Source organism: Nocardia sp. XZ_19_231 (assembly GCF_015355705.1).
GTDB lineage: Bacteria > Actinomycetota > Actinomycetes > Mycobacteriales > Mycobacteriaceae > Nocardia > Nocardia salmonicida.
The window spans coordinates 1-23,378 of record NZ_JACUZI010000015.1 but is presented as its reverse complement, the minus strand read 5'-3'; the positions used below and the strand labels follow the sequence as shown (position 1 = coordinate 23,378).

Annotated in this window: 27 protein-coding genes and 1 pseudogene; 6 read left to right on the top strand and 22 right to left on the bottom strand. The window is 64.6% G+C overall.

What is annotated here, in order from left to right; translation table 11 throughout:
* Positions 1-386: 386 nt before the first annotated feature.
* The 11 genes from IBJ82_RS33405 to IBJ82_RS33355 form a co-directional block, all read right to left on the bottom strand.
* Entirely contained in the window at positions 387-1,118 is a 732-nt protein-coding gene (locus IBJ82_RS33405; protein ID WP_194829977.1) for a hypothetical protein, read from the bottom strand.
* 361 nt (positions 1,119-1,479) lie between these two features.
* Positions 1,480-1,779: a winged helix-turn-helix transcriptional regulator gene (locus tag IBJ82_RS33400; RefSeq protein ID WP_370585597.1), complete on the bottom strand. Its 300-nt coding sequence runs from the start codon at positions 1,777-1,779 to the stop codon at positions 1,480-1,482.
* A gap of 223 nt (positions 1,780-2,002) precedes the next feature.
* Positions 2,003-3,409 carry an MFS transporter gene (locus tag IBJ82_RS33395; RefSeq protein WP_194829976.1) on the bottom strand — a complete coding sequence of 469 codons (1,407 nt, stop codon included), beginning with the start codon at positions 3,407-3,409 and terminating at the stop codon, positions 2,003-2,005.
* A gap of 32 nt (positions 3,410-3,441) precedes the next feature.
* A complete protein-coding gene (locus IBJ82_RS33390) occupies positions 3,442-4,464 on the bottom strand; it encodes an amidohydrolase family protein (protein ID WP_228538053.1) in 1,023 nt (340 codons plus the stop codon).
* A 203-nt stretch (positions 4,465-4,667) separates the two neighbouring features.
* The gene (locus IBJ82_RS33385) at positions 4,668-5,774 is read right to left on the bottom strand and encodes a 4-oxalomesaconate tautomerase (RefSeq protein WP_370585596.1); all 1,107 of its coding nucleotides are present in this window, start codon (positions 5,772-5,774) and stop codon (positions 4,668-4,670) included.
* Positions 5,771-6,481: a 4-carboxy-4-hydroxy-2-oxoadipate aldolase/oxaloacetate decarboxylase gene (locus tag IBJ82_RS33380; RefSeq protein WP_194829974.1), complete on the bottom strand. Its 711-nt coding sequence runs from the start codon at positions 6,479-6,481 to the stop codon at positions 5,771-5,773. The genes IBJ82_RS33385 and IBJ82_RS33380 overlap by 4 nt, the downstream gene beginning before the upstream one ends.
* Positions 6,478-7,278: a DUF1932 domain-containing protein gene (locus tag IBJ82_RS33375; RefSeq protein WP_370585595.1), complete on the bottom strand. Its 801-nt coding sequence runs from the start codon at positions 7,276-7,278 to the stop codon at positions 6,478-6,480. Before IBJ82_RS33375 ends, IBJ82_RS33380 begins: the two co-directional genes overlap by 4 nt.
* Positions 7,275-8,012: a PIG-L deacetylase family protein gene (locus IBJ82_RS33370; RefSeq protein WP_194829973.1), complete on the bottom strand. Its 738-nt coding sequence runs from the start codon at positions 8,010-8,012 to the stop codon at positions 7,275-7,277. Before IBJ82_RS33370 ends, IBJ82_RS33375 begins: the two co-directional genes overlap by 4 nt.
* A 136-nt stretch (positions 8,013-8,148) precedes the next feature.
* The gene (locus tag IBJ82_RS33365; protein ID WP_370585593.1) at positions 8,149-8,805 is read right to left on the bottom strand and encodes a GntR family transcriptional regulator; all 657 of its coding nucleotides are present in this window, start codon (positions 8,803-8,805) and stop codon (positions 8,149-8,151) included.
* An 887-nt stretch (positions 8,806-9,692) separates the two neighbouring features.
* Positions 9,693-10,361, bottom strand: a complete 669-nt coding sequence (locus tag IBJ82_RS33360; RefSeq protein ID WP_370585603.1) for a cation transporter — start codon at positions 10,359-10,361, stop codon at positions 9,693-9,695.
* Positions 10,358-10,687 carry a helix-turn-helix transcriptional regulator gene (locus IBJ82_RS33355; RefSeq protein WP_194829971.1) on the bottom strand — a complete coding sequence of 110 codons (330 nt, stop codon included), beginning with the start codon at positions 10,685-10,687 and terminating at the stop codon, positions 10,358-10,360. The genes IBJ82_RS33360 and IBJ82_RS33355 overlap by 4 nt, the downstream gene beginning before the upstream one ends.
* Before the next feature lie 140 nt (positions 10,688-10,827).
* On the opposite strand from IBJ82_RS33355, the gene IBJ82_RS33350 reads away from it, so the two are divergent.
* From IBJ82_RS33350 to IBJ82_RS33335, 4 genes are read left to right on the top strand one after another with little or no spacing between them, the layout of a single operon-like run.
* Entirely contained in the window at positions 10,828-11,157 is a 330-nt protein-coding gene (locus tag IBJ82_RS33350) for a PadR family transcriptional regulator (RefSeq protein WP_370585592.1), read from the top strand.
* Between the two features lie 2 nt (positions 11,158-11,159).
* Entirely contained in the window at positions 11,160-11,537 is a 378-nt protein-coding gene (locus IBJ82_RS33345; protein WP_194829970.1) for a DUF1048 domain-containing protein, read from the top strand.
* Positions 11,537-12,352 carry an ABC transporter ATP-binding protein gene (locus IBJ82_RS33340; RefSeq protein ID WP_194829969.1) on the top strand — a complete coding sequence of 272 codons (816 nt, stop codon included), beginning with the start codon at positions 11,537-11,539 and terminating at the stop codon, positions 12,350-12,352. Before IBJ82_RS33345 ends, IBJ82_RS33340 begins: the two co-directional genes overlap by 1 nt.
* A complete protein-coding gene (locus IBJ82_RS33335) occupies positions 12,349-13,110 on the top strand; it encodes an ABC transporter permease (protein ID WP_194829968.1) in 762 nt (253 codons plus the stop codon). Before IBJ82_RS33340 ends, IBJ82_RS33335 begins: the two co-directional genes overlap by 4 nt.
* Positions 13,111-13,230: 120 nt before the next feature.
* Here the strand turns inward: IBJ82_RS33335 and IBJ82_RS33330 are convergent, their stop codons facing one another.
* From IBJ82_RS33330 to IBJ82_RS33310, 5 genes are all read right to left on the bottom strand, one after another.
* On the bottom strand, positions 13,231-13,488 hold the full coding sequence (locus IBJ82_RS33330) for a hypothetical protein (RefSeq protein ID WP_194829967.1): 258 nt from the start codon (positions 13,486-13,488) through the stop codon (positions 13,231-13,233).
* Between the two features lie 247 nt (positions 13,489-13,735).
* Entirely contained in the window at positions 13,736-14,176 is a 441-nt protein-coding gene (locus tag IBJ82_RS33325) for a DUF6653 family protein (protein WP_194829966.1), read from the bottom strand.
* 120 nt (positions 14,177-14,296) lie between these two features.
* The gene (locus IBJ82_RS33320) at positions 14,297-14,986 is read right to left on the bottom strand and encodes a TrkA family potassium uptake protein (protein WP_228538051.1); all 690 of its coding nucleotides are present in this window, start codon (positions 14,984-14,986) and stop codon (positions 14,297-14,299) included.
* The gene (locus IBJ82_RS33315; protein WP_370585602.1) at positions 14,979-16,289 is read right to left on the bottom strand and encodes a TrkH family potassium uptake protein; all 1,311 of its coding nucleotides are present in this window, start codon (positions 16,287-16,289) and stop codon (positions 14,979-14,981) included. Before IBJ82_RS33315 ends, IBJ82_RS33320 begins: the two co-directional genes overlap by 8 nt.
* Positions 16,290-16,674: 385 nt before the next feature.
* The gene (locus IBJ82_RS33310; RefSeq protein WP_194829964.1) at positions 16,675-17,175 is read right to left on the bottom strand and encodes an SgcJ/EcaC family oxidoreductase; all 501 of its coding nucleotides are present in this window, start codon (positions 17,173-17,175) and stop codon (positions 16,675-16,677) included.
* Positions 17,176-17,237: 62 nt separating this feature from the next.
* Between IBJ82_RS33310 and IBJ82_RS33305 the strand changes: the two genes are divergently transcribed.
* Positions 17,238-17,723 carry a MarR family winged helix-turn-helix transcriptional regulator gene (locus tag IBJ82_RS33305; protein ID WP_194829963.1) on the top strand — a complete coding sequence of 162 codons (486 nt, stop codon included), beginning with the start codon at positions 17,238-17,240 and terminating at the stop codon, positions 17,721-17,723.
* A 597-nt stretch (positions 17,724-18,320) separates the two neighbouring features.
* Here the strand turns inward: IBJ82_RS33305 and IBJ82_RS33300 are convergent.
* The 5 genes from IBJ82_RS33300 to IBJ82_RS33285 form a co-directional block, all read right to left on the bottom strand.
* Positions 18,321-19,427 (bottom strand): PQQ-binding-like beta-propeller repeat protein, encoded by a 1,107-nt coding sequence (locus IBJ82_RS33300; RefSeq protein WP_370585591.1) that lies wholly within the window; start codon positions 19,425-19,427, stop codon positions 18,321-18,323.
* Positions 19,428-19,459: 32 nt separating this feature from the next.
* Positions 19,460-19,693 carry a hypothetical protein gene (locus IBJ82_RS34990; RefSeq protein WP_228538050.1) on the bottom strand — a complete coding sequence of 78 codons (234 nt, stop codon included), beginning with the start codon at positions 19,691-19,693 and terminating at the stop codon, positions 19,460-19,462.
* A complete protein-coding gene (locus IBJ82_RS33295) occupies positions 19,690-21,033 on the bottom strand; it encodes a hypothetical protein (RefSeq protein WP_194829962.1) in 1,344 nt (447 codons plus the stop codon). The genes IBJ82_RS34990 and IBJ82_RS33295 overlap by 4 nt, the downstream gene beginning before the upstream one ends.
* Before the next feature lie 335 nt (positions 21,034-21,368).
* On the bottom strand, positions 21,369-21,581 hold the full coding sequence (locus IBJ82_RS33290) for a hypothetical protein (protein ID WP_194829961.1): 213 nt from the start codon (positions 21,579-21,581) through the stop codon (positions 21,369-21,371).
* A 631-nt stretch (positions 21,582-22,212) separates the two neighbouring features.
* Entirely contained in the window at positions 22,213-22,419 is a 207-nt protein-coding gene (locus IBJ82_RS33285) for a hypothetical protein (RefSeq protein WP_194829960.1), read from the bottom strand.
* Between the two features lie 343 nt (positions 22,420-22,762).
* Here IBJ82_RS33285 and IBJ82_RS33280 point away from each other — a divergent pair, with 343 nt between their 5' ends.
* On the top strand, positions 22,763-23,065 hold the full coding sequence (locus tag IBJ82_RS33280; protein ID WP_194829959.1) for a hypothetical protein: 303 nt from the start codon (positions 22,763-22,765) through the stop codon (positions 23,063-23,065).
* Here IBJ82_RS33280 and IBJ82_RS33275 read toward each other — a convergent pair.
* Positions 23,062-23,378: pseudogene (locus tag IBJ82_RS33275) on the bottom strand (mammalian cell entry protein); the annotation flags it as partial. The gene IBJ82_RS33280 and the pseudogene IBJ82_RS33275 sit on opposite strands and share 4 nt — an antisense overlap.

The following is a 23,378-nucleotide window of genomic DNA, read 5'->3' as shown; positions in this document are numbered from 1 at the left end:
TACGCCTGCCCGAGGCCCCGGCTGTAATCACAAATAGGTCGGGTGTGGTCGATAGATGGTGTCGTGCCGGTCGAGAAGCCGGCAGTTTCGAGAGATCCGTCGATGAAAGTGGCATCGCTGTCGGTGGCAGTGACAGCATTGGAGAGCTGGTGGCGGAGCGGCTGCATGCGCGGCACTACCCGCCACCGACTGCGAAACTCCCGACACCGCGCGATACTGTCCGGTCAATCAATCGAAGATCCGCGGCTTTCCAGTCAGTGGGACGGGTCCACGTGCCGGATTCCACCCGGCACAGGGGCCGATTCAGAACCCTGCGTTGGACGACGAATGACGAACGTGTGCACCACATGTCAGAGTTCCGGCATGTGGTGCACACGATCGGGGGGTCACGCCAGCGTGGGCACGGCCGCGCCTGCCAGCGCTTCGCGCTCCTCGATATTCACCGCACGCAGCAGGGTGTAGGTCATCATGATCTTCCACAGGATGAACGCAATGGATGGCAGGACCATGGCGAAGAATCCGTTCCACGCCAGTGGGCCGTCCTGGAAGGCGTAGACGAACACGCCGGGCGCGAACGCCACGGCGAAGACCAAGTTCGCGTACCCTGACCAGCGCGGGAAGGTCGGCAGCGGATTCCGGTCGAGCAAGGTCGCCACACCGATAACTGCGATATTGATGCTGAAGATGAAGGCGACGCCGACATAAGTGAGCCAGTACTGGTCACTCAGCTGCAGCATCTGCTCGGCGGAGCGCTCCGGTCGGTACGCGGCTGTCGCCAAGACCGCCAGTGGGTAGATCCAGCCGGTCGGTGCAACGACCGCGGTGGTCAGTTGGACCATCGTCAGCAGTCCCCAGCCACCCTCGATGCGGCGCATGGCGAGGCTGGTGACCACCGCGAAGAAGTAGAAGAACGGTGCGACCAGGCCCATGACGACGACGCACCAGAGGATTCCCGTTCGGTTGTCGACCAGATGCTGTTGGATCACTTCCGCGCTCGCGGTCGGGGAGGGCGGACTGACTTTGCCCAGGCCATAGAATGCGACTGCCGCACCGATCGCGACGAAAATCCCGCACCAGACCGAGAATCGGTACAATGTGTACTTCGTTTTCAACTCCATGGGATCACCTTTGATCTGTCGTGCCGACGCCGGTGTCCGGCGCATGTGAGTCCGAAGTATCGCTGAGGCTGCCCTCGGCTTCCGATTACCTCCCACTGAATGGAAAGGGAACGTGCGCAAGGGTTGCGCCGCCGCCCCGATCGGGCAGATAGACTACGAGGGCGTTGCCGCGATCTCGGTTTTCGGTTGCCAAGGTCGGCGTCGACAAGCAGCTGAGGCTGGCGGTGCAGACCGCGGCAGCCGACATCTGGCACCGGGTACACGCTCCGCAGCCCGGCACGAGGGCGGCCCGCTCTCCTCGATATCGGCGTAACCAGGTGGGCACGTAGCCAGTGGACCTGTCAGCTACCGTCTATAAGAGCTATTGTCGCTGAGGGCAATTCGAAGCGCCTTGGATGCCCTTGTCGGCATTCTGAATCAGTCGGTGAGGTTCTGTGCGGTGGGGCACCGGTGCGAGTGCTCGTCCGGCGTCGGTGAGCCGGTACTGATAGCGCACCGGTCGCTGGCGGTACTGCTCGCGGACGATCACGCCGTGATCAACGAGCTTGCGCAGTGGGGATGTCACGACAGCGTTGTTGTGGGTGGCCGCGTTCATGAAGATGCTGGACGTGTTCATCATGGCCTGTCGGATCGCCCAGGCGGTCGGCGCGGCGTTGCTCACCCCCCGCGAGCCTCGAGCTGATCCTCAGCGTGCTGCCCACGGAGCGGCGGGCGGGGAGCCGGTTCCGTCCAGCGCCCGTTGCGCAGGCAATCGCAAAACTGGTCTCCGAGGTGTGGGATCGGGTGATGGCTCAGTTGAGTTGATCGTCGCCGGTCCGCAAGTGCCCTCGCCGCAGCGATCTCCGTTCTGCGGCGAGGGTGCTGTGGATCTGTTGTGCGCTGATCTATTTGGCTGGGTGGACAATCGGTTCCGGCGGGGCGGCCGGTTCTGGTAGCACCGGCTCCCGGACTCCGCTGTCAGGAGTGGCGGCGAGCCGTGCTCGACGGGTCAGTGGGCCGAAGATCGCCAGGACTATCGCGCCGACCAGCCAGGTGCCTGCGATGAAGAAGAAGACGCTCTGATAGCCGGTGTTGTTGTACAAGGCCGCGATGATCAGCGGGCCCGCGGCATTCGACAATCGGCCCAAACCATAGGACATGCCGGTGCCAAGTGATCGGCCGCGGGTGTCGAACAACTCCGGGGAGTAGGCGTAAGCCAAAGCCGTATAGCCGCGCTCGAACAGATTCACCAGGAAGCCGAAGACGACGATCCAGAGCGGATTGAAGGTGAGTCCGTAAAAGAGCCCGCACAGCGCGATGACCGTGCCGAAGACGACTAGGCACCATTTGCGCTCGAACCGATCGGTGACCAGGGAAGCGAGGAAGGAGCCGAGCGGTGCGCCGATCGTTGTGAGGGCTACGTAGAAGACCGACTTCTCGACGCTGAAGCCTTCTTTTGCCAGCAGGGTGGGGGCCCAGCTCGAGTAGCCGAAGAAGCCGATCGTCTGCGTCACCCACAGCACCGTCAGCAGGATTGTCGGCAGCAGGTATTTCTTCTCGAGCAACACACGCAGTGCGACCTTGGCGACCTTAGCCTCTTCGATCGGCGGTGCGGGTTCGGGAAGCGGCCCCTTCTCGGCGATGATCTGGGATTCGATCTCGTTGAGAACCCGCTCCGCCGCGAGATAGTCGCCCTTGCTTTCATGCCAGCGCGGTGACTCTTTGAGATGCCGCGCGAAGAACATGAAGATGATGCCGAGCGAGCCCCAGACGAAGACCAGCCGCCACGTCCAGTCCGCCAGTGGCACGACGAAGGCCGCGATGAGATTGGTGGCCGGGGTGCCGCAGATCCCGATGACGATGGCGTAGGCCTGGAACTTGCCGCGGACAGCGGAGGGATACATTTCGTTGATGTAGATGACGGCCACAACGGTCATCGCGGACAGCCCCGCCGAGGTGAGGACCCGGAAGACGCCGAGCGAGACGATATCCCACGAGAAAGCCCCGGCGAAGGAGAAGATCCCGAACCACAATGTGGTCACCGACAGTGCCTTCTTGCGGCCCCATCGGTCGGCGATGGCGCTGGCGATCACGGAGCCGAAGAACATGCCGACAAAAGACAGCGAGGTCACGTAGGCGACCTGGTTGACCGTGACCCCCCACAGTTTGATGAGCTTGGGTGCGGTGGTCGCGAAGCTGTTGATGTCCGCGAACTCGAAGAAGTAGGCGAAGGCGACGGCCAGCAAGGTGACCTTGTGGAACCGCGAGACCGGCAGTCGGTCCAGCCGGTTCATCGCATTGGAGTGCTGCATGGGGATGGCCCTTGTCGAAGATCGGATGGGGGTCAGTAAGTTTCGCCGGGCCAGTAGAGCCGCATCGGGTTGGCGACGAGCAGTTTGTGCTGCTGTTCGGCGGTGACCGCAACGCGCGGCACGTAGTCGACCAGTAGCCCGTCGTCGGGCATATGGTCGGTGAGGTTGGGATGGGGCCAGTCGGTACCCCAGAGCACCAGGTCGGGGAACTCTTCGACGACCCGGCGAGCGTAGGGCACCACATCGGCATAGGCGTTGCGCTGGCCGTCGAGGGCCGCCGGTCCGGTGACGCTCAAGCGTTCGGGGCAGGTCACCTTCACCCACACATCGTTGTGTTCGACGAATCGCAGGAATCGGGTGAACTGCGGGCCGTGCACCGGCTCGGTGACATCGGGCCGCCCCATGTGGTCCACTACCAGCGGGGCGGGCAGGGAGCCGAAGAATTCGGCCAACTCCGGCAGGTCGGCACTGTCGAAGTAGAGGACGATATGCCAGCCCAGTGGCGCGATGCGCTGCGCGATGGCGGTCAGCTCGTCTTCGGGCGGGGTGTCGACCAGGCGCTTCACGAAGTTGAACCGCACACCGCGCACGCCCGCAGCGTCGAGCCTGCGCAATTCGAGGTCGGTGATGCCCGGACGGACCGTGGCGATACCGCGTGCCCTACCGCCGGACGCCGCGACGGCGTCGACCATGGCGCTGTTGTCAGCGCCGTGACAGGTGGCCTGGACGATGACATTGCGGCTGACGCCCAGCTGGTCGCGTAGCGCGAACAGTTGATCCTTACTCGCGTCGCAAGGGGTGTACTTCCGCTGCGCGGCGAAGGGGAACTCGGCTTGTGGACCGAATACGTGGCAATGGGTATCGACAGTTCCCGGCGGCAACTCGAAGGTCGGCTCGGACGGATTCTGATACCAGTCCAGCCAGCCCGTGGTCTTGGGCGAGAAGTAGGGGGTCTCGGGCGAGGGACGCGGGGTCTCGGGCGACAGGCCGGCCGCCTCGGGCGACGGTCGTGCGGCGGCGGCAGTCACGCCGCCGCACACGTGAAGGGCGGACAACTTTGTCCCCTTTCGTTGGAGGTGTACGTCACAGTGAATATGAGGCTACATTGTCCGAGATATCGCACACAATAGTTCCTGCAATATTGTTAACAATCAGTCCGGCGGATGAAGCCGCTCATCATGCAGAACCGCGCGTACAGCAAAGGCCGCGGCCGCCGTTCGCGGGCGCGGCACAGGTCAAGTCCTCCTCGACGAACCGCTCAGTTGCGGGGAAACGCCCTGCCGGCAAACAATTTTCGAGCGGTCCGCACGACACCGGCGGTACGCACGCGGGGTGGGGTGACCGCGGCATCCAGGTCGATGTCGACCAGCAGATGCCCCGACGGGTGCTCGACATCCACCCGAGACAGGCCATCCGGCCAGTCCGCGGTGAGATCGTGTCCGACCGCGCCGGGGGTCATCACGGCTGTCGCCGTACTGATCGCGGCGAACACCCCTACCGAGGTGTGCGGGTGGACCGGAATGAACGCGCGCGTGCATACGTGACCGCCATCGCGGGCCGGCGCGACCAGCACGGTCTTGGGCACCGACGATCCCGACACGTCGCCGAGACCCATCGACTGCGCGCCCTTGCGACGCAGGTCGTCGATGCGCTTCAGCAGCGCGGAGTCGGCTGCCAGGTCGCCGTGCGGTTCGTAGCCGGTGAGTCCGAAGGCGCGTGCGTCCACGACGAGGACCGGCATACCGTTGTCGACACAGGTGACATCCACGCCGTCGATGCTGTCGCGAACCCGACCGGTCGGAAACAGCCCGGCAGTGGCCGAGCCCGCGGTGTCCTCGAACGACAACAGCACCGCCGCGGCGGTGCCCGGCACACCGTCGATCCGGACCTCGCCGTCATAGACCGGTCGGCCGTCGCGGACTGGGAAGGTCGCGGTGGCGATACTGCCGGAATTGGCAAGGTGGATGCGCACCCGGCAGCGGTCGCTCTCGGCGATCACCAGTCCGGTCTCGACCGCGAACTGTCCCACTGCGGCAAGGATATTGCCGCAGTTCTGCTTGTCCGACACGGTCGGATCGGCGACACCCAACTGCAGGAACAGATAGTCGACATCGATCTGGGGCCGAGACGAGGGCGACACCACCGCCACCTTGCTGGTCAGCGAGGTGGCGCCGCCAAGACCATCGATCTGGCTCGGATCCGGTGTGCCCATAATCCGCAGCAGCAGGTCATCGCGGGCCGCGACGTCGGTCGGCAGATCGGCTGCGAGAAAGAAGGCCCCCTTGGAGGTTCCGCCGCGCATCCATATGCATGGAACACCCCGCGAATCCGCCGAGTTCGCGGACTCGGGACCGTCCGCACTCACGACGACTCCTCCTCACCGCGGTAGTCCTCGTAGGAGACATAGGTGATGCCGAACTCGTCGAGCCGTTCGCGCAATCCGTAGCGGTCCAGGCCCAGCTCGCCATTGCGGAACGCCTGCCGACTCGCTTCCTCCTTGGCGGCGCGTGCCGCCGAAAGCTCCAGCACCGCAGGTACTTCCGCGCGTGGCACGTAGGCAACGCCGTCATCGTCGGCGACGATGACATCGCCGGGCCGGATCAACTGACCTTCGATCACCACTGGAACATTCACCGCACCGGCCGTGGCTTTGACCGAACCCTGTGCGCTGACGGCCGCCGACCATGCGGGGAAACTCATCTCCTGAAGTTCGGCGACATCGCGGACACCGCAGGCCAAGATGACCCCGCGCACGCCGCGCCGCTGCAGTGCGGTGGCGAACAGTTCGCCGAACAGGCCGTCGGTGGACGGCGAATTCGTCGCTACCACCAATACATCGCCCTCGCGGCACTGTTCGACCGCGACATGGATCATCAGGTTGTCGCCGGGCCAGCACAACACAGTGACCGCCGTACCGCCGATCCGCGCACCCGCCAATGCCGGGCGAAGGCGGGGGCCTAGATACCCGACCCGGCCTGCCGCTTCGTGCACCGTGGCAACACCGTATTCGCCCAGCCGCGCGGCATCCTCGATCGAGGCGCGCGGTGGATCGGTGACAACAACAGATTTCATCGGGGTTCTCCTGACTCGGCGATGACGCGCAACGCGTCTCGGGTGGCGGCCGCGATGCGCGGGGTGACACCGAGATCGGCCAGTTGCCCTGCGGCGGCCTCCATCTCCTCGGTGCGCCGGACCGCGTGCTCGAACGTGCCGGTGATCAGACGCTGCACGGTCTGCGCGTCGAAATTCTGGAATTCCTGGATCAAGTGCTCGTGAAGCCAGTCCGCGCAACCCGCGGCCGCGGCGCCGGCCAGCGCCTCGACCACGGCGGCGGCGAGGCCTTTGTACACCACACTGCGCAGCAGCTTGCGCGAACTCGCGGCCCCGACCGGGCCTGGCACCTGGTCGACCGCAACGCCGAATTCGGCCAGCAGCTCCACGAATTGCGATGCGGCCGAACCTGATACGAACATCGGCGTGCGCAACCCGCGACCGGGCACCGGTGCCATGATCGCGACGTCGACCAGATCGGCGCCCGCGTCCTTCACCAGCTCGGCAAGTCGCACCTTCAGCGTGGGCGCGGCAGTATTGGCCTCCGCCCACAACGTTCCCGGCGAGAGCGCGGGCAGGCTCACACGCAGCGCCCGTTCCGCCTCGGTCGCGGTGGTGAGACTGAATACAAGCTCGGCGTCGCGGACCGCGTCGGCGTCTCCGTCACGCTGCTGAACACCGTGCGGGGCAGTGACGATCGGGTCGAAGCCGCGCACATCCGCACCCGCCGCGACGAGATCACGGGCGAACTCGCTCCCGGCTTCGCCGAATCCGAGCACCGCCACCCGCAACGGCACGGTGCGCGCCGCCGTGGTCACGACAACCGGTCAGTGACGTGCGGGTAGTGACGCACGAACGCCTCGGCCTTGGTGTCGTGCTGGAGCCCGAGGTTGGGCCCGGCATTGCGCTTCAACTGCACGCCACGACGAGCGGCGAGGTCTTCGTAGTAGGCCCACATATGCGGCTGCGCACCGAGGCATCGCATGGCTTTTTGCTTGGCTTCGTACACATCGGTGATGTCCAGCAGCACATCAGGACGGAATTCCGACATCTCGGACTGATGCGGTTCGAAACTGAAGACCGGCGGTGCCCCCAGCGGGTCACCCGGCGCGTCGTAGCCGACCGCCTGGGCGAGGATGCGCGCCTGAACAGCCATCCGGGCGGCGGCCGGGTGGTCGCCGTTGTACGGGTCGACCAAGGTATGGGTGAGCACGACCGTCGGCGCGGTCTCGCGGTAGACGTGCACCAACTGGTCGATCAGCTCCTGTGACTCGAGCAGCGGATAGTCGCCCGCGTCCAGAAAACGGATCTCCGCGCCGAGCACCGTTGCGGCCTGCTCGGCCTCGTCGCGGCGCATCGCCTTGATCTCGTCGAGCTTTTTGCCCTCGCGCCATGCCTTCGCCGACTCACCGCGTTCACCGAAACTCAGGCACACTACGGTGGCCCGCTCGCCCCTGGATGCGGCCAGCGCGATGGCGCCACCCGCCCGCCAGACGAAATCACCCGCATGGGCGCTGACCACCACCAGCGATTCGGACGTGTACTCGGGCATTGCCTCACCTCACATGCTCACGATCGACCACGACTTCGCGGTTCGAGGACGCGTACGACACGTCCGGTATCGACGGTAAGCGGGTGTCCACACAATTGTCAACAATTCTGTCGACAAACCGTGGCGGTGCGGCAACTCAGTCCGATTCGCTCAACGCGGTGATCACGCTGTCGAGGTGCGCGCGCATGGCCTGTTCGGCGGCGACCGGATCTCCCGCGATCACCGCCTCCGCCACCGCGAGGTGCTCGCTCAGCGAAACCTGCGGCCGCCCCGGGCGCAGCGACAGCTGGAACTGGTGCTTCACGATCTGCGCGTTGAGCTTGTCGATCAGATCCGCCGCGGTCAGCTGCCCGGCGATATCGGCGATCGCGGTGTGCAGCTCGTGGTTGAGGCTCGAATACTTCAATGGCTCGCTGTCCCGCACGGCCGCCTCCAACTGGTCGGCGTAGCCGCGCAACCGTTCGATATCGGCGGGCTGCACCCGTTCGGCGGCCTTGGCTGCGATGAGACCCTCCAGTACCTTGCGGCATTCCAGGATCTCGATGGCCTGCTGCCGCGAAACCGTGCGCACCCGAGCCCCCCGGTTGTGGATCCGCTCGATCAGTCCCTCGGCGACCAACTCATCGATCGCCGCCCGCACACTCCCTCGCGTGACCCCGAACTGCTCGACGAGTTCCGCCTCGACCAGCCGCTGACCGGGCGCGACATCCCCCCGCCGGATGACACGGCGCAGTTGTTCCACCGCCGTGGCTTTGCCCTGCGTTCCGCGTTCGAGCTCGTTGTTCTCCGACACTGCAACCGTCCTGGCGATAGGCGTGACAACCATATTGTCTGAAATTATGCCAAAACTATTGGCAACAATTCATCCGCGCCGCGACCAGCCCAGTGAGATGCCGGTGTCATCCGCGGCAGCGCCGCGGACTCCCGAAGATCTCGCCCCAAATTGCCGCCGCCCTCGATGCGAAAGCGTGAGCTGTTGCGGACGAACTGCGGACTTTGGAGGCCATGGGGTGCGCACGACCGCCGCGTCACGGGCATCGACGTGAACACCGCGGTCTCGCCGGTGGGTACCACCGTCGACGCCGCCGGTGCCCGGCGACACCCACCCCCGGATCATGCGTTCGACTGGGGGCAGGCCGTAGGTCCAGCCGGCGCCGGGCGCCGAGAGCCATGCAGCCGGTGAGGTCGAGGTAGCCACGAAAGTAGTCATACCGGGTCCGGCGACCGACCGTGGGCCTGGTCTCAGGCCCACGAACAAGGTAACGGGGCCCGGAAGCGCCCCACAGAAACTCCACACTTTTAACCAGAATCAATGCGAATTGATGCGAATCGTTGAGTGCAGTCGCTTCGCGAAAAAGCTTGGTGCTGAGCACTATTGGGCACTGATGGGTAGGGTCCGGGAAACTGGAACCCGCGCCAGGTGGTCGCAGGTTCAAATCCTGTCAGCCCGCCAGTGAAAACCCACTCTGACCTGGGTCGGAGGAGGTTTCGCATTTTCGGAGATTTGACGTTTTTCGGCCGAATCCCACAGAAACTCCACGTTTTACACCCCGCGGCCTGCCGAGAACGCGGTGTAGCACACCTTCGGGCCTTCTCGGGTGCGCCGGCAGCCGCCGCTGGAGGTCGATGGGTCCGCCGTCATCGGTCGAAGATGAGCGCGAATGCCGCGTCTTTCGGGGCTCATTGCCCTGGCGTCTTCTGCGGTGCGGGGCAGCAGGCGTCGCCCTTCCAGGCGTTGAGTCCTTCCTTGGCCGCGATCGCCGCGATCACCAACGCGGCGATCGGGTCGGCCCATGACCAGCCGAACAGGCTGTTGAGCAGTAGTCCGACCAGCAGCACGGCCGAGAGGTACGTGCACAGCAGCGTCTGCTTGGAATCGGCCACCGCCGACGCGGATCCGAGCTCACGCCCGGCGCGGCGCTGGGCAGCCGAGAGTACCGGCATGATCACCAGGCTCGCTGCGGCGAGCGCGATCCCGACTGTCGAGTGCCGGGCTTCGCTGATGCCGAACAGTGCACGGATCGAGTCGGCGGTGACATAGGCCGCGAGGGCGAAGAAGGAGAACGCGATGATCCGCAGCGCCACCTTCTCCCGTTTCTCCGGGTCGCGCCCGGCGAACTGCCAGGCCACCGCCGCGGCCGAGGACACCTCGATCACCGAATCCAGGCCGAAACCGATCAGCGCGGTCGAGGACACCCGCGCACCCTCGGACAGCGCGATGATCGCCTCGATCACGTTGTAGGTGATGGTCGCCGCGACGAACCAGCGGATCCGCTTGGCCAGCAGCGTCTTACGAGCCACGTCCACTCTGGTCGAGTTCGTCGAGGGCATGCCGAGCGAGGTCATCAGCAGCACCCCTCGGCATCGGAGACGGGGCAACACGCTGGGTCGACCGCGAGCACCAGTCCGAGCAGGTCGCCCAGTGCGGCGCCGATGCGGGCATCGGCCAGTTCGTAGCGTGAGCGCCGCCCCTCCGGAACAGCGACCACCAGTCCGCAGCCACGCAGGCAGGCCAGGTGATTGGACAGAATCTGGCGAGAGACGCCGAGCTTGTCGGCCAGCTTCGCCGGATAGGCCGGCCCGTCGCGTAGTTCGAGCAGGACCTTGGTGCGAGTGGTATCGGACAGAGCATGCCCGAAACGGGCAAGCGCGTCGGTGTGCAAGGCGGTTCCCATGACCAAACAGTACATCGAAATCTGTATTCAGAGAATAGTGGATTGTCGTAAAGATCGCGATCTATTCAGTGTTGCTAAGTACTGGTAGTCAGCGATACTATCTACTGGTAGTAAGTGTCGCTGAGTAGAGGAGGTGCGTCGTGGGCAAGCAGATGACGGAAATGCTCAAGGGCACGCTCGAGGGCATGGTCCTCGCGATCTTGTCCGTGCGGTCCGCGTATGGCTACGAAATCACTGCGTGGCTGCGTGATCAGGGCTTCTCCGACATCGCCGAGGGCACGATCTATGCCCTGCTCGTCAGGATCGAGAAGAGAGATCTGGTCGACGTGGAGAAGGTTCCGTCGGAGAAGGGGCCGCCGCGCAAGGTGTACACCCTCAACGCCGCGGGTCGGGAATACCTCGACGAGTTCTGGGGGACGTGGAGCTTCCTCGCAGGACGTCTGGAGCAGCTCCGCGAAGGAGGGAAGTAGACATGGTCAAACGTTGGATCGAGAAGGTCACCGGACCGTTCGAGGACAAGCGGCGCTATCGGCAGTACAAGGAACGGGTGAAGCAGCTCCCGCCGAGTTATCGCACGACGGTCGAGGCACTGGACCGGTACTTGATGTACCGCGGGGCGATCACCAACGGTGACGTCCTGATGGAAATGGCGGAGGACCTCGCCGATCTGTTCGAACAGAATGCCGCGGCCGGCGTTTCGGTCCGGGCGATCGTCGGGGAAGACCCGGTGGAATTCGCGGAGACGTTCCTGGCGAACTACTCCGACGGGCAGTGGATCGACGCCGAGCGGCGACGGCTGACCGCCGCCATCGAGCGCGTCGAGCAGGAAGAAGGAGAGGGGTCGCGCTGATGTCGACACAACAACCCGCGATTCGCGTGCAGGGTCTGGAGAAGTCCTTCAAGGACGTGTCGGTGCTGCGTGGCGTGGACTTCGACGTGGCGCGGGGCAGTATCTTCGCGTTGCTCGGCTCGAACGGGGCAGGCAAGACCACGGTCGTCAGGATTCTGTCCACGCTGCTCAAAGCCGATGCGGGAGCGGCCGCGGTCTGCGGCTTCGACCTGGCCACCCAGCCGGAAAATGTGCGCGAGTCCATCAGCCTCACCGGCCAGTTCGCCGCCGTCGACGAAATCCTCAGCGGGCGTGAGAATCTCGTGCTGATCGCGCATCTGCGCCGCCTGGACAATCCGGGTGCGATCGCCGATGAGCTGCTCGAGCGGTTCTCGCTGACCGAGGCCGGGGTACGGAAGGTGTCGACCTATTCGGGCGGCATGCGCCGTCGCCTCGATATCGCCATGAGCCTCATCGGGAATCCGCCCGTCATCTTCCTCGACGAGCCGACAACCGGCCTCGATCCGCAGTCACGGATCGAGGTGTGGAAGACCGTCAAGGGCCTCGCCGACAACGGCACAACCGTGCTGCTCACCACGCAGTATCTGGACGAGGCAGAACAGCTCGCCGACCGGATCGCGATCCTGCACAAGGGTCGCATCATCGTCAACGGCACCCTCGCCGAGCTCAAGGGGCTGCTCCCACCCGCGAAAGTCGAATACGTCGAGAAGCAGCCGACGCTCGAGGATGTCTTCTTCGCCATCGTCGGGGACGACAGCACCGCCGACCTCGACGAGGTCGCGGCGTCGGCACCGACAAGTAAGGAACAGCGATGAACACCCGATTCTTCGGCGACACCGGCTACCTGCTGGGACGATCTCTGCGCCATATCGCGCGCAGCCCGGACACCATCATCACTACCGCGATCACGCCGATCGCCATGATGCTGCTGTTCGTCTACGTGTTCGGTGGTGCGATCAACTCGGGGTCGGAGTCGTATGTGAACTACCTGCTGCCCGGCATCCTGCTGATCACGATCGCATCGGGTATCTCCTACACGGCTTTTCGGCTCTTCCTGGATATGAAGAACGGTATCGTGGAACGATTCCAGTCGATGCCGATCGCACGGTCGTCCATCCTGTGGGCGCACGTCCTGACCTCGATGGTCGCCAATCTCATCTCAGTGGTGGTCGTTGTGGTGGTCGCCCTGCTGATGGGTTTCCGGTCGGGGGCGAGTGTGCTGGCGTGGCTCGCGGTCGCCGCCATCCTGGGTCTGGTGACGTTGGCGTTGACGTGGCTGGCTGTCATTCCTGGTCTCACCGCGAAGTCCGTGGATGGTGCGAGCGCGTTCTCCTACCCGCTGGTCTTCCTTCCGTTCATCAGCTCGGCGTTCGTGCCCACCGACAGCATGCCCGGTCCGGTGCGCGCCTTCGCCGAACATCAGCCGGCGACCTCCATTGTCAACGCGATCCGGGACCTGTTCACGCAGCAGCCGGTCGGCACCGGCATCTGGATTGCCCTGGGTTGGTGTGTCGGCATTCTCGTCGTCGCGTACCTCGTCGCCACGGCCACTTATCGCCGCAAGGTCTCCTGATCGAGGACGGTTGCTCACGCTCGATCGATCGAAGCAACCACTCGTCGACTCGTTCTGGCGTGAGCGCCTGCGGCTGAGATGCGGGGGTGTCAGCGTTGCTTCGTTGCGGTTACCGGCTGACTATTCCTCGTTCAGTTCATCGAGCAAGTCGGCGGCGTCACGGTTACCAGTGTCGGCGAGCTGACGCAGTGTGTCGACGTCGTTGCGTTCAGAGGCGAGTTGAACGAGTTCGTCGGCGGTGTCACTGTTGCCTGCGTCGAGTCTTCGCAGTTCGGCTATGTCGCCGTTTTCGGTGGCCAGCTCGATGAGCTGAGAAACGGCATCGGTGTCGCCTGCGTCGGCGCGGTTGCGCAGGTCGGTCAGCTCTGCACCGGTCATGAGCATCAAGGGTAAACCGTTGCTATGTGATCGAAGTTCATGCCGCAAACTGAAACGCGCGCCCGATCACGGACCGCGCTCGCCATGGCTCGCCACGACCTTCCTGGACGGCGTCTTCGTGACGGGACTCGACCCAGGTACGAGCGCTATGCATCGAGCGGATATCACCGGCTGCCGTAGTCCTCTGAAAGGCAGCACCCATGCGTACTGGGCTACTCGGGCAATGACTCGTCGGTTGCGCACGTCATCAGGTTGTCTCGGTGTCGCGATGCGTTTCGTAGTAGCGGGCCATGAGCTCCCAATACCCGAGCAACAGCAGCATCGACGCGCCGGTCGCGACAGCCGCGAGTACCGGACGGCGACGCCACGCCCCGCGCAGCGCGATTATCCCCGCACCGGTGGCCGCGGTGTTCACGACCAATGCTGCATCTTTGGGGCGATCGACAATCCACAGTTCTTCCCCGAGTACGGCTTTCGTCGCCCAGGCCCGTTCGTCATCAGGTTCGGGGAAGATCACCGGATTCACCGCGAACCACACGCCGACCAGTGCCGCGTGCGACCAGCTTCGCGTCCACACCGGAACCAGAACCAAAGGTGCCGTCGCCCAGCGCGACCATGCGCTCCAAGGGTTCGAATGCCTGGCGAAGACCACGCTGCGAACACGGGCGAACGCCTTATCGGTTCCCATTGTCAGTGTGCTCCTGCCGATCTGGATCGAACTCGGTGACGGATGTGAAGGAAAAGGGAGCCGTCACCCGCACGATGGCCGCTGCCGGATCCCCTCGGAACCGGGGGCGTCAGAAAGGCATCACGTCAGTTCGGCGAAGCGTTCGACTTCCTCGATGCGGCCGGACACGATCAGCTGATCGCCCTCGCCGACGACGGTGTCGGCGGTGGCGTAGGTGAATTCGGTGCCGGGGTGTTTGATCGCGACCACGGTGATGTCGAAATGTTGGCGTAGTCCGCTGGAGGTCAGGGACTTTCCGATGGCGTTACGTGGTGCGGTGGTTTTGGCCATCGCGTAGTCGGCGTCGAATTCGATGTAGTCGATCATGCGGCCGGTGACCAGGTGCGCGACGCGTTCGCCCATGTCGTGTTCGGGGAGCACGACGTGGTGGGCGCCGACTCGTTCGAGGATCTGGCCGTGTTGGCGGCTGGTGGCTTTGGCCCAGATCTTCGGGATGTTGCAGTCGGCGAGTAGCGAGGTGGTGAGGATGCTGGCTTCCATGTTGGAGCCGATGCTGACCACCGCGTGTGGGAAGGAGGGCACACCCAGCTGCTGGAGTGCCTCCATGTTCGTGGTGTCCGCGCAGGCGACGTGGGTGAGGTCGTCGGAATACTCTTGCACCAGGGCAGGATTCGAGTCGATGGCCAGTACCTCGGAACCGTGGGTGACCAGTTCGCGGGCCAAGGCCCCGCCGAACCGGCCGAGACCGATCACCACGACGCGGGTGCCGTGTTTGCGTGGTGCCTTACCCAACAGCGGTGTCTTACCCAACAATGGGGCGCTCCTCCGGGAGTTCGTAGCGGCGGCCCCGGCTGCGCAAGGCGAGCGCGGTGGCCAAGGTGATGGGGCCCAAACGGCCGATGAACATCAACGCGATGAGCACGATCAGTCCGGGATCGGGGATGGCGGCGGTGATTCCGGTGGACAGTCCGACCGTGCCGAACGCGGAAACCACTTCGAACAGCACGTCGTCGAGGTCCATCCCGGTGATCGTCAACAGGGTGATGGTGCCGACCACGACCGCGCCCACACCGAGGAGCGCTACCGTCACCGCTTGGCGTTGGACGGGAGCGGCGAGTTTGCGGCCGAGCACATGCACGGTCGGTTCGCCACGCACCTCGGCGATGATGACGAACGCGAGCAGGGCGAAGGTGGTCACCTTGATACCGCCCGCGGTGCCCGCGCTGCCGCCGCCGATGAACATGAGCACATCGGTGACCAGCAGCGTCGAGGAGTTCATTGCCCCGACGTCGACATTGTTGAACCCTGCGGTACGCGGTGTGAGCCCACTGAACCCGCCGACGAGCAGTTTCTGCGGTGCGCTCAGCGGTCCGAGGGTGCCGGGATTGGACCACTCGAGTGCGACGACGAACACGATGCCGAGCAGAGCCAGTGCGAAGTAGGTGAGCACGGTGAGCCGGGTGTGCAGTGACCATCGGCGCCCGTATCCCTGCCTGCGCAGCGACCGCTGCACCTCGAAGACGACCGGAAATCCGAGTCCGCCGATGATGAACGCGCACGCGATGGGGACCATGATCAGCGGGTCGCTCGCCAACCCGACGAGGTTGTCGGCATACAGCGCGAATCCAGCGTTGTTATACGCCGAGATCGAGTGGAACACGCCCAGATAGAGCCCGCGCCACCCGGTTTCGCCGTAGCCGAAGACGAACCGGGCCGTCAGCACGACGGCGACTATCGCCTCGATGAGCAGACTCATCCGGATGACGCCGATGACAACGCGGCGGCTTTCACCCAGCCGCAGGGTTTTCGTCTCCGACTGGGCGATCAGCTGCATCCGCAGTCCCATCCGCCGGGCTACCAGTAGGCCGAGTAGCGAGGCGAGCGTCATGATCCCGAGCCCGCCGATCTGGATCAATCCGAGGATGACAAGTTCGCCGAACATCGACCAGTGACTTTCAGTGTCCACCACGACGAGCCCGGTCACGCACACCGCCGAGACCGCGGTGAACAGGGCCGTCATGGGCCCACTCACTGTCCGCGACTCGGTGGCCATTGGCAGCATCAGCAGCAATGTCCCGACCAGGGTCGCGGCGCCGAAACCGAGAACGACCAACCGCGCGGGGTGGCGGGGGTTGGGCAGCAGTCGGGTGGCCAGGCCTTTGGTGAAGCTGACCCAGCCGTCGCGTCGGCTCGACGCGGGTTCTGAGTCAGATCGAGAATGCACGATGAGCCAGCCTAGGTTCATTGGGCTGGATAACGGCTGAGCCAGACCGTATGGATCTCGTAAAGAACGTGATCGGCGCTGTGTCGGGCCCGTTGCTCTCGCTGTGGTCGCGGTCGAGTGCTGCCAGCGTCGCCAACGCAGGACAGCGTGTAGGGCAGTGGCTTGCTGTTTTGCCAGAGCTTCGCCGTCGGGTCCGTCTGCAGTCTCGATCTCGTAGGCTGCGTCGAGTGGCTGACGCGAAGGTTATGCTCGGGTCGGGCAGGTGGTCGCCCTTTTAAGCGGCTCGACGGCCCAGTCCGAGCGTGCGGGCGATCCGCGCCATGAGCTGAGACATCTTGGACGGGAACGAATTCGGTTTCGGCACGGTGACAGGGCGGACCCGCGCGTTGTGAATTGCTGTGATTTTCCAGCCGTTTTCGGTGCGCAGCAGCACGACGGTTTGCCGGGAGAGCCGCCGCTTCGGCAGGCGCGAGCGCCACGGCATGAGTACCGAAGCGGTGCCGAACAGGATCGCTACATCCGGGGTGATGTAGCGGATGGACTCGAGTTCGCCGGTCAGGGCCGATCCGGCCAGGACGCCACGGAACAGTTGGTCGTGGTTGTGCTGATGCTGTTCGCGGCCGACGGCACGGGTGCCATCGTAGGAGACGTAGTCGGAGTCTTCGGCGAAGAGCGCGCCGAAGGCTTGTGCGTCATTCGCGGTCCAGGTCCGCTGGAGCTGCTGGAATACCTCGTCGATGGCGATGTCGTCGGTGGTGTGCTGGGTCTGGTTCATGGATCGAGCCTCTCGGTGTTATCGTTTCGAGTATCGAAATAAACGATAACAGGAAGTTTCGAATGTCGAAAGATGATGGAATCATCGGCGAGATCGGGCAGCAGTTGCGGCTGTTGCAGCGCAGCTTCGACAGCTTCGACGAGGCTGTAGCCGCTCGGCTGCGACTCAATCGCACCGATATGCGGTGTCTCGACATCGCGTTGGGGCGCGGGCCTCTCTCGGCGGGTGAGCTGAGTTCTGCGCTGCGGCTCAGTCCCGCTGCCACCACGACGGTCATCGACCGGCTCGAACGGGCCGGATATGTCTCGCGCGCACAGGATCCTGGCAATCGGCGACGAGTGCTCATCGAGCCGACCACGGATGCGCGGCGCATGGCGGAACTCATCTTCGAACCCGTGGGCCTGGCTGGCGCGGCCGCGCTCGGGCGCTACGACAGCGACCAGCTGCGGCTCATTCTCGACTTTCTCGGTACGGCTCTTCGCGTCCATCAGGAGCAGACCGACCTGGTTGCCGAACGTACTCGGAACGAAGGATCCACATCGGGTTAGCGGCAGAGACGCCGTACTTTGTCGGAACGCTAACAATACGTCTGGTCAACTGGGAAAGGGCAACGACATCACAAACGCAGGGAAACTGGGTCGCTGCTGCACCTGGTCGAGCGGTCCATCACCGCCGACAGGTTCACCCCGTTGAGCAAGGTCTTCGACGCGGCTGGCGGTCCACCGAAGGTGTTGCAGATGGACAACGGTCCTGAGTTAATTTCTGTTGCACTGCAACAGTTCTGCGCTCGGCCGCAGCGAACTCCTGCACCTCCCCGGGCTCGCCATCTCGGAATTCCTGGGACTCCCGGCCGCTCGTCATAGACTTGCGTAGCGCCAAATTCAACAACAATCTTTCGTTCATCGGCGCAACATCATTGACCGCGGATCAGGTGCGCCGCCTCGACATAGTCGACTACCCACGCGCCCATGGTCGCAAACACCAGCGTCGAGCAGGGTTGTGACGAAGGTGTGGCGCAGCATGTGCGGGTGCATATGCAGGTGCGATAGAAGCCGGTCACCACCGTGCTCTTGTTGGCGCTCGGACTCGGGCCCACGCCGGAACGTATGAATCGGCTCTGGCCGCGAGGAGTTGGCGATTCGGTGTCAGTGTCCGAGGGGCCGGAGTCCGATTATTGTTTGGGCGCTGGCGTAGGTGTAGTGGCCCTTACCGTGTGCGGCGAGTTGGCTGTGTCCGGTGAGGGCCTCGGTGTCGGTGTTCACTGCGAGGAATGGAATGTCCCAGGAGACGGCGCCGGTCCGGGGGTCGATTGCCCAGAGTCCGGTGTAATCGGCGAGGACTACGGTGTGGCCGTCCCAGCCCAGGATCGTGCCGAAACGGGTGGTGTCGGTCCGCCATAGCCGGTGTCCGGTGCGTAGGTCGAGGCCGGTTGTGGTGTGCGCGTCGGTGTCTTGCAGGAGGGCGACGTCGCCGAAGATCGCCACTGCGGTGCCGGTCGTGGCGTTGGTTTCCTGGGGTGCGGAAATGAGGTCGGAGCTGGTCCAGAGGAGGCTGCCGGTGCGGCGGTCATAGCCGCTGTCGCCGAGCAGGACGGGGACGGTGTCGTCGGTCGGCAGGTCGATCGAAAGAGTTTGGGCGACTTTGCTATTGGAGGTGGCAATGGTGCGGCCGGTGCGGTCGAGGAGGTCGCTGCCGGTGATTTCGTGGCCGTCGCATTCGGTTCCGGCGCGCACGAGCAATGCGCCGCTGGTTGCGCCGGCATCGGAGCATCCGTCCCGGGTGGTGGTCCAGGTCGGCTTCCCGCTGGCGAGGTCGAACCCGGCGATATCGGCGCCGAGGGTGAAGACGCCCTGGCCGTGGGATACGTCCAAGGCGTCGAAGAGCGGGTCTTCCCACAACGCACCCATGTCGAATGCCCGAGACCAGTACGCATCCGGGTCGGCGAGGGTGCCGGCGTGGACGCGCACGTCGTCGGATTCGACGTCGCCCTCGGCGACGTACACGCGATCATCGAATGTCGCGATGGCGAAGGAAAACCACTTCGTCGGTGTGCGGGTGGCATCTCCGGTGGTGAGGTCGTAGCCGACGAGTGCTCGGTCGGAGCTGAAACATACGACCTGGCCATCGACAGGGGTAGACCCGCAACCGGTCAGGTCCGCGGCGGGGGTCTGCCAGCGCTTCGCGCCGGTGCCGGCATCGATGCCGACCAGCACCGGATCTCGCAGGTACCCGTCGTCCGGCACACCGAGCACCGTCACGAGTGTGTCGCCACCGTCGACGAATCCTATTCCGACGGTATCGAATTCGGTGCCTGCCCGCGGATCGCGGAACTCCGCGCCTGCTCGTCCGAACCGGCAGCACTTGTCGACCACGCGAGGCCGGGAGCGGAGTCCGCGGTACCGGTGATCTTGCGCGTGGTGTCCTCGGGTTGTACATGGACCACCACCGCACCGGCAGTGGCGGCTACCGCCGCCGCAGCGGCGAGCACGAGGTTGCGCAGCCCGGGAATCGTTCTCATCGCGACACCTCCAGTCCCGGATTCGAGGCGATCGCCTCGAGTAGCTCGAACGGCAACGGCTCGGCGGGACCATCGCCGGAGGTGACCTGGATCCGGGTCCCGGACGGGCGGCTGACGGTCACAGTGCGGGTCGTTTGCGTGGCGGGTGACGGCTCCATCACTGTGCTTCGCGATTCGCGCGTCTCGACCACCGTTCCGTCCGGCAGCCGACGTGACGTCGCGCCGTGATTCGCCGAAAGCTCCTGCGGGAGCAGCTGTTCAGTGCTGATCGCCACGCTCAACCGTGATTGACGGCCAGGTGTGGTCACCCGAACTACTTGGCACACCCCGCCCATGCTTGCTGGTAGCAGCGCCCCCAGCGGCGGGTCGAGGGTCAAGCCGTCGAGTGGAATCTGCGCTAGGACGGCGTCCCATCGACGAGCCTGGGGCTGATCGATCGCGGGGGAGGACTCCGCCCAGAGATTGCAGGACTCGGGTGGGTTCGGCGTTCCGGGCGGAACCGGCGCGGTGACGCGGAGCCCGGGGACGGTGACGAGCGCGACGAGATCATCGATGGTCAGGGGAACGGTTCCGGTATAGCGGCTTCCGTCAGCGGCGTCGTCGGTGACGTAGGCGTGGGCGACGGATCCGTCGGGCAGGTAAGCGGTGGCCGAGCGCGAAAGGGCGCGAACACCATTCGTCTCGGACCAGGTGTCGTGGGTATCGACGATCGTGCCGTCGGGAAGGCGGCGTCTCTCATCGAGATCGCCGGCGACGCACGGCGGGATCGGCATGGTGGTCTCGTGAACGTTCACCGACAGCGAGCCCGATCGGTCGCCGCGCAGCAGCGTGGCGCGCGCGTCGGTCCATCCGCCGAACCCCTTGTCCTCCCTGGGGTCGTCGAGGATCGGCTGGAATACCAGTGACCGATCCACCGGTTCGAAGGCGATCTCGACACCAGCGGGCAGCGCCGCACGCAGCGCCTGCGTCATCGCGACGGCCTTGGGCCCGGAGAACCACGGATAGGACGGGTTGTCGTATCCAGGCCTTTCGAAGGTAACCACCGAAAACCCTTGCCCTTGCCCTGGCTGTGGCGGCTCCACGACATCACAACCCGGTATCTGCACCGGAAATGTCACCGGCGGAGTGACATACGAATATTCGGCAGGTTCCGGCGGTGGCTCCGAAGTGGTGGGGGTGATCGGTGCGGTCGTCAACTCCGGCTCCCGCTCGTACAGCAGCCCGGCGATCAGGTAGCCGGTCGCGACGATCGCCACGCACGTCAAACCCACCGTCCAGTGCTGAACGGCGGGGAAGGGTGCGGTCGCGTCCTTGTCATCACCGTTTTCTATGTCCTGCATTGTGTCTGCCCGTTCGAGATCTGAGAAACGTCGAGGTAGCCGTTCGGCAGTTGTGTGGGACTCGGGGTCTCAGGCGAGGTCGAATTCTCGGTCGACGAGTCGGGCAACATCGGTTCGACAACGCTCGACCCGTGCGGTTTGACCCTCGAGTGGAAGTACCGAATCAGACCACACCTGCACCAGCGAGGACGTCAGCGGCGAGACCGCGTTCCCTGACGCGTGAAGCGGGTGCCCGGCGGGCACGTACTCTGCCGGGCATCACGATCAGCGGCAAAAGCAACCGTTTGAATGCTTTTTCCACCAGCCCTGACAGACACTCTCGTCTACGGCGTCGGTCACGTGGGTATGACGATGGGACAGGACATGGCGCCCACGGCGCAAGCGAACGACTTGATGAGGTTCTGCACTCCGTCGGCTGAACCGGTGCCAACCGAACTGCTACCGGCACCGGGCGCTTCCGCGGCGGCCGGGCCGGCCGCGGTGACTATGCCCGTGGTGACAGCGATGGCAGCGACAGCGATGCGCAGTGTTCGAGTCTGGAAGATCATGACCGAATCGTATAGTCGGGCAGCCGAGTTGGGCTGCCCCCGAATACGGGGGCTCGATGGGCTCAGCAGTTTGGGCATGAGCCCGTACGCGCGGCCGTCCGCACCAGACAGAGCCCATCCTCAATTCGCCATGTGCGTGTCGTCTGCCGGCGTCGCTCGAATTGGTCAGAGGCGCCTGTAAGCAGCATTACAGCGCGTTCAACAGGGGCGCACGACATCGTTTCTCGCCGGATCCGTCGAGTTGCCCGCGGTTGGTGAGCCGACAGCCGTTCTCGCGGTCGATGCCTTCGCTGCCGTCCGCCTCCAGCCGAGACCGCGGAGTTGCTGGCCGGGTGCTCGGCCCATGGAATTGGCGGCATTTCGGATGACGACCGGATCCAAGACGCAGCCCGGCGATCCCACGGGTTTTTCCGGTCGCTGCTGGCTGCGCTGGCCCGAGGGAGATGACCAGCGCGCACCCGCCATACGGCAGCCACTGTCGACGGGATCCGCGCAGCCAGCATACGTGCCGACTTCGGCTACGGTGTGCCCGCTGCCCGTGCCGAGCTCGCGGCCACCGGCGGCGAGCTCGGCATGACGGATACCCATCGTCGACATCGGCCCAGGTGCCGAACTCACACCCGGGCGTGGCTCAGGATTCGGGTATCAGGTCCGCGGCTTCTGTCAAAACCTTCTTGTAGAGGCCGTCGAGCTCCTCGTACCGGGTGGTCGCCGCTTCCAGGTCGACTTGCAATTCGCCGACTTGCCGTTCGAGACCCGCTACCTTGACGTCCAATTCGCGGTTCTTGTGCTGCTCCTCGATCAGCGCGTGCTTGAGGTCGTCTTCGTGGTCGCTCATCGGCTCTCCCGCCTATCTCGGGTCGGTCCGCCCGACCCAGCGGCAACTCTAGAGCGTCGCGGACCATCGGGAGATCTGTTGCACCACAGTCACATCGGATCGCGAATCGACGACCTCCCTGCCTGCGATTATGCGGACTACGCACCGATCGATTGCCGCGCAGGTAGCCTCCTCAGCGGCCCCGCCACGTGAGCCTGCACGTTCGGTCAGCTGGGAAAGCCCGACCGCGGTCTGCACGGTCTACTCGATGTTTCGGCCGCGCTGGCGCGGGCCAGCGGTCACCGGATCGTGCAGCAGTCCCATCCGCCATTTGCTGTCGGGTCTTGTCGCTAGTGTCACGCGCATGGACGCGGTGCAGGTGCAGAAGAAGCTCGAGCTCTCGCCCGATGAGGACTCCATCCTCACGGCGTGGCAGTACCAGATGCTGCAGCGCGACATCGCTGCGTCGAAGGGCAAGTACCTTCCGTCCAAGCGCGAACTCCGTAACTCCTTTCGCGACAACGCCGTTGCGGCCATTGTGGCGCGCGAACAGTCGGCCGAGGTGACCAACCGGATCGAGAAGATGCGCCGGAACACGAAATGGTCGGCCAGACGGGCCCATTCGAAACGGCTAACCCCGTGGGTCGGCCGGAGCTCGGCGAGTTAACCGATCTTCGTCAGTCCCAGTAGTGCGGCGGTGAGCCCATAGTCCGGACCGAAGTCCTGCATGCTGCCGGGACGGCAACCATCAGACTTCATCCGGATGCGTTCACAGAACACGCTGACGATCTCGCCCGAGAGGGCGGTGCCGATCAGCGCTTGGTTGCGCATGAAGCCCTTTTCCTTGTCCATCGCGCCGTCGATGTTCTGCATGAGCAGCGGCACCACGTCGACGATTTCGACCATCGCGCCCGAGTTGGCACGCAACTGGTTGGTGACCGTGGTCAAGCCCGTCAGCGAGGCGGCCAGTTCTTCCTGAT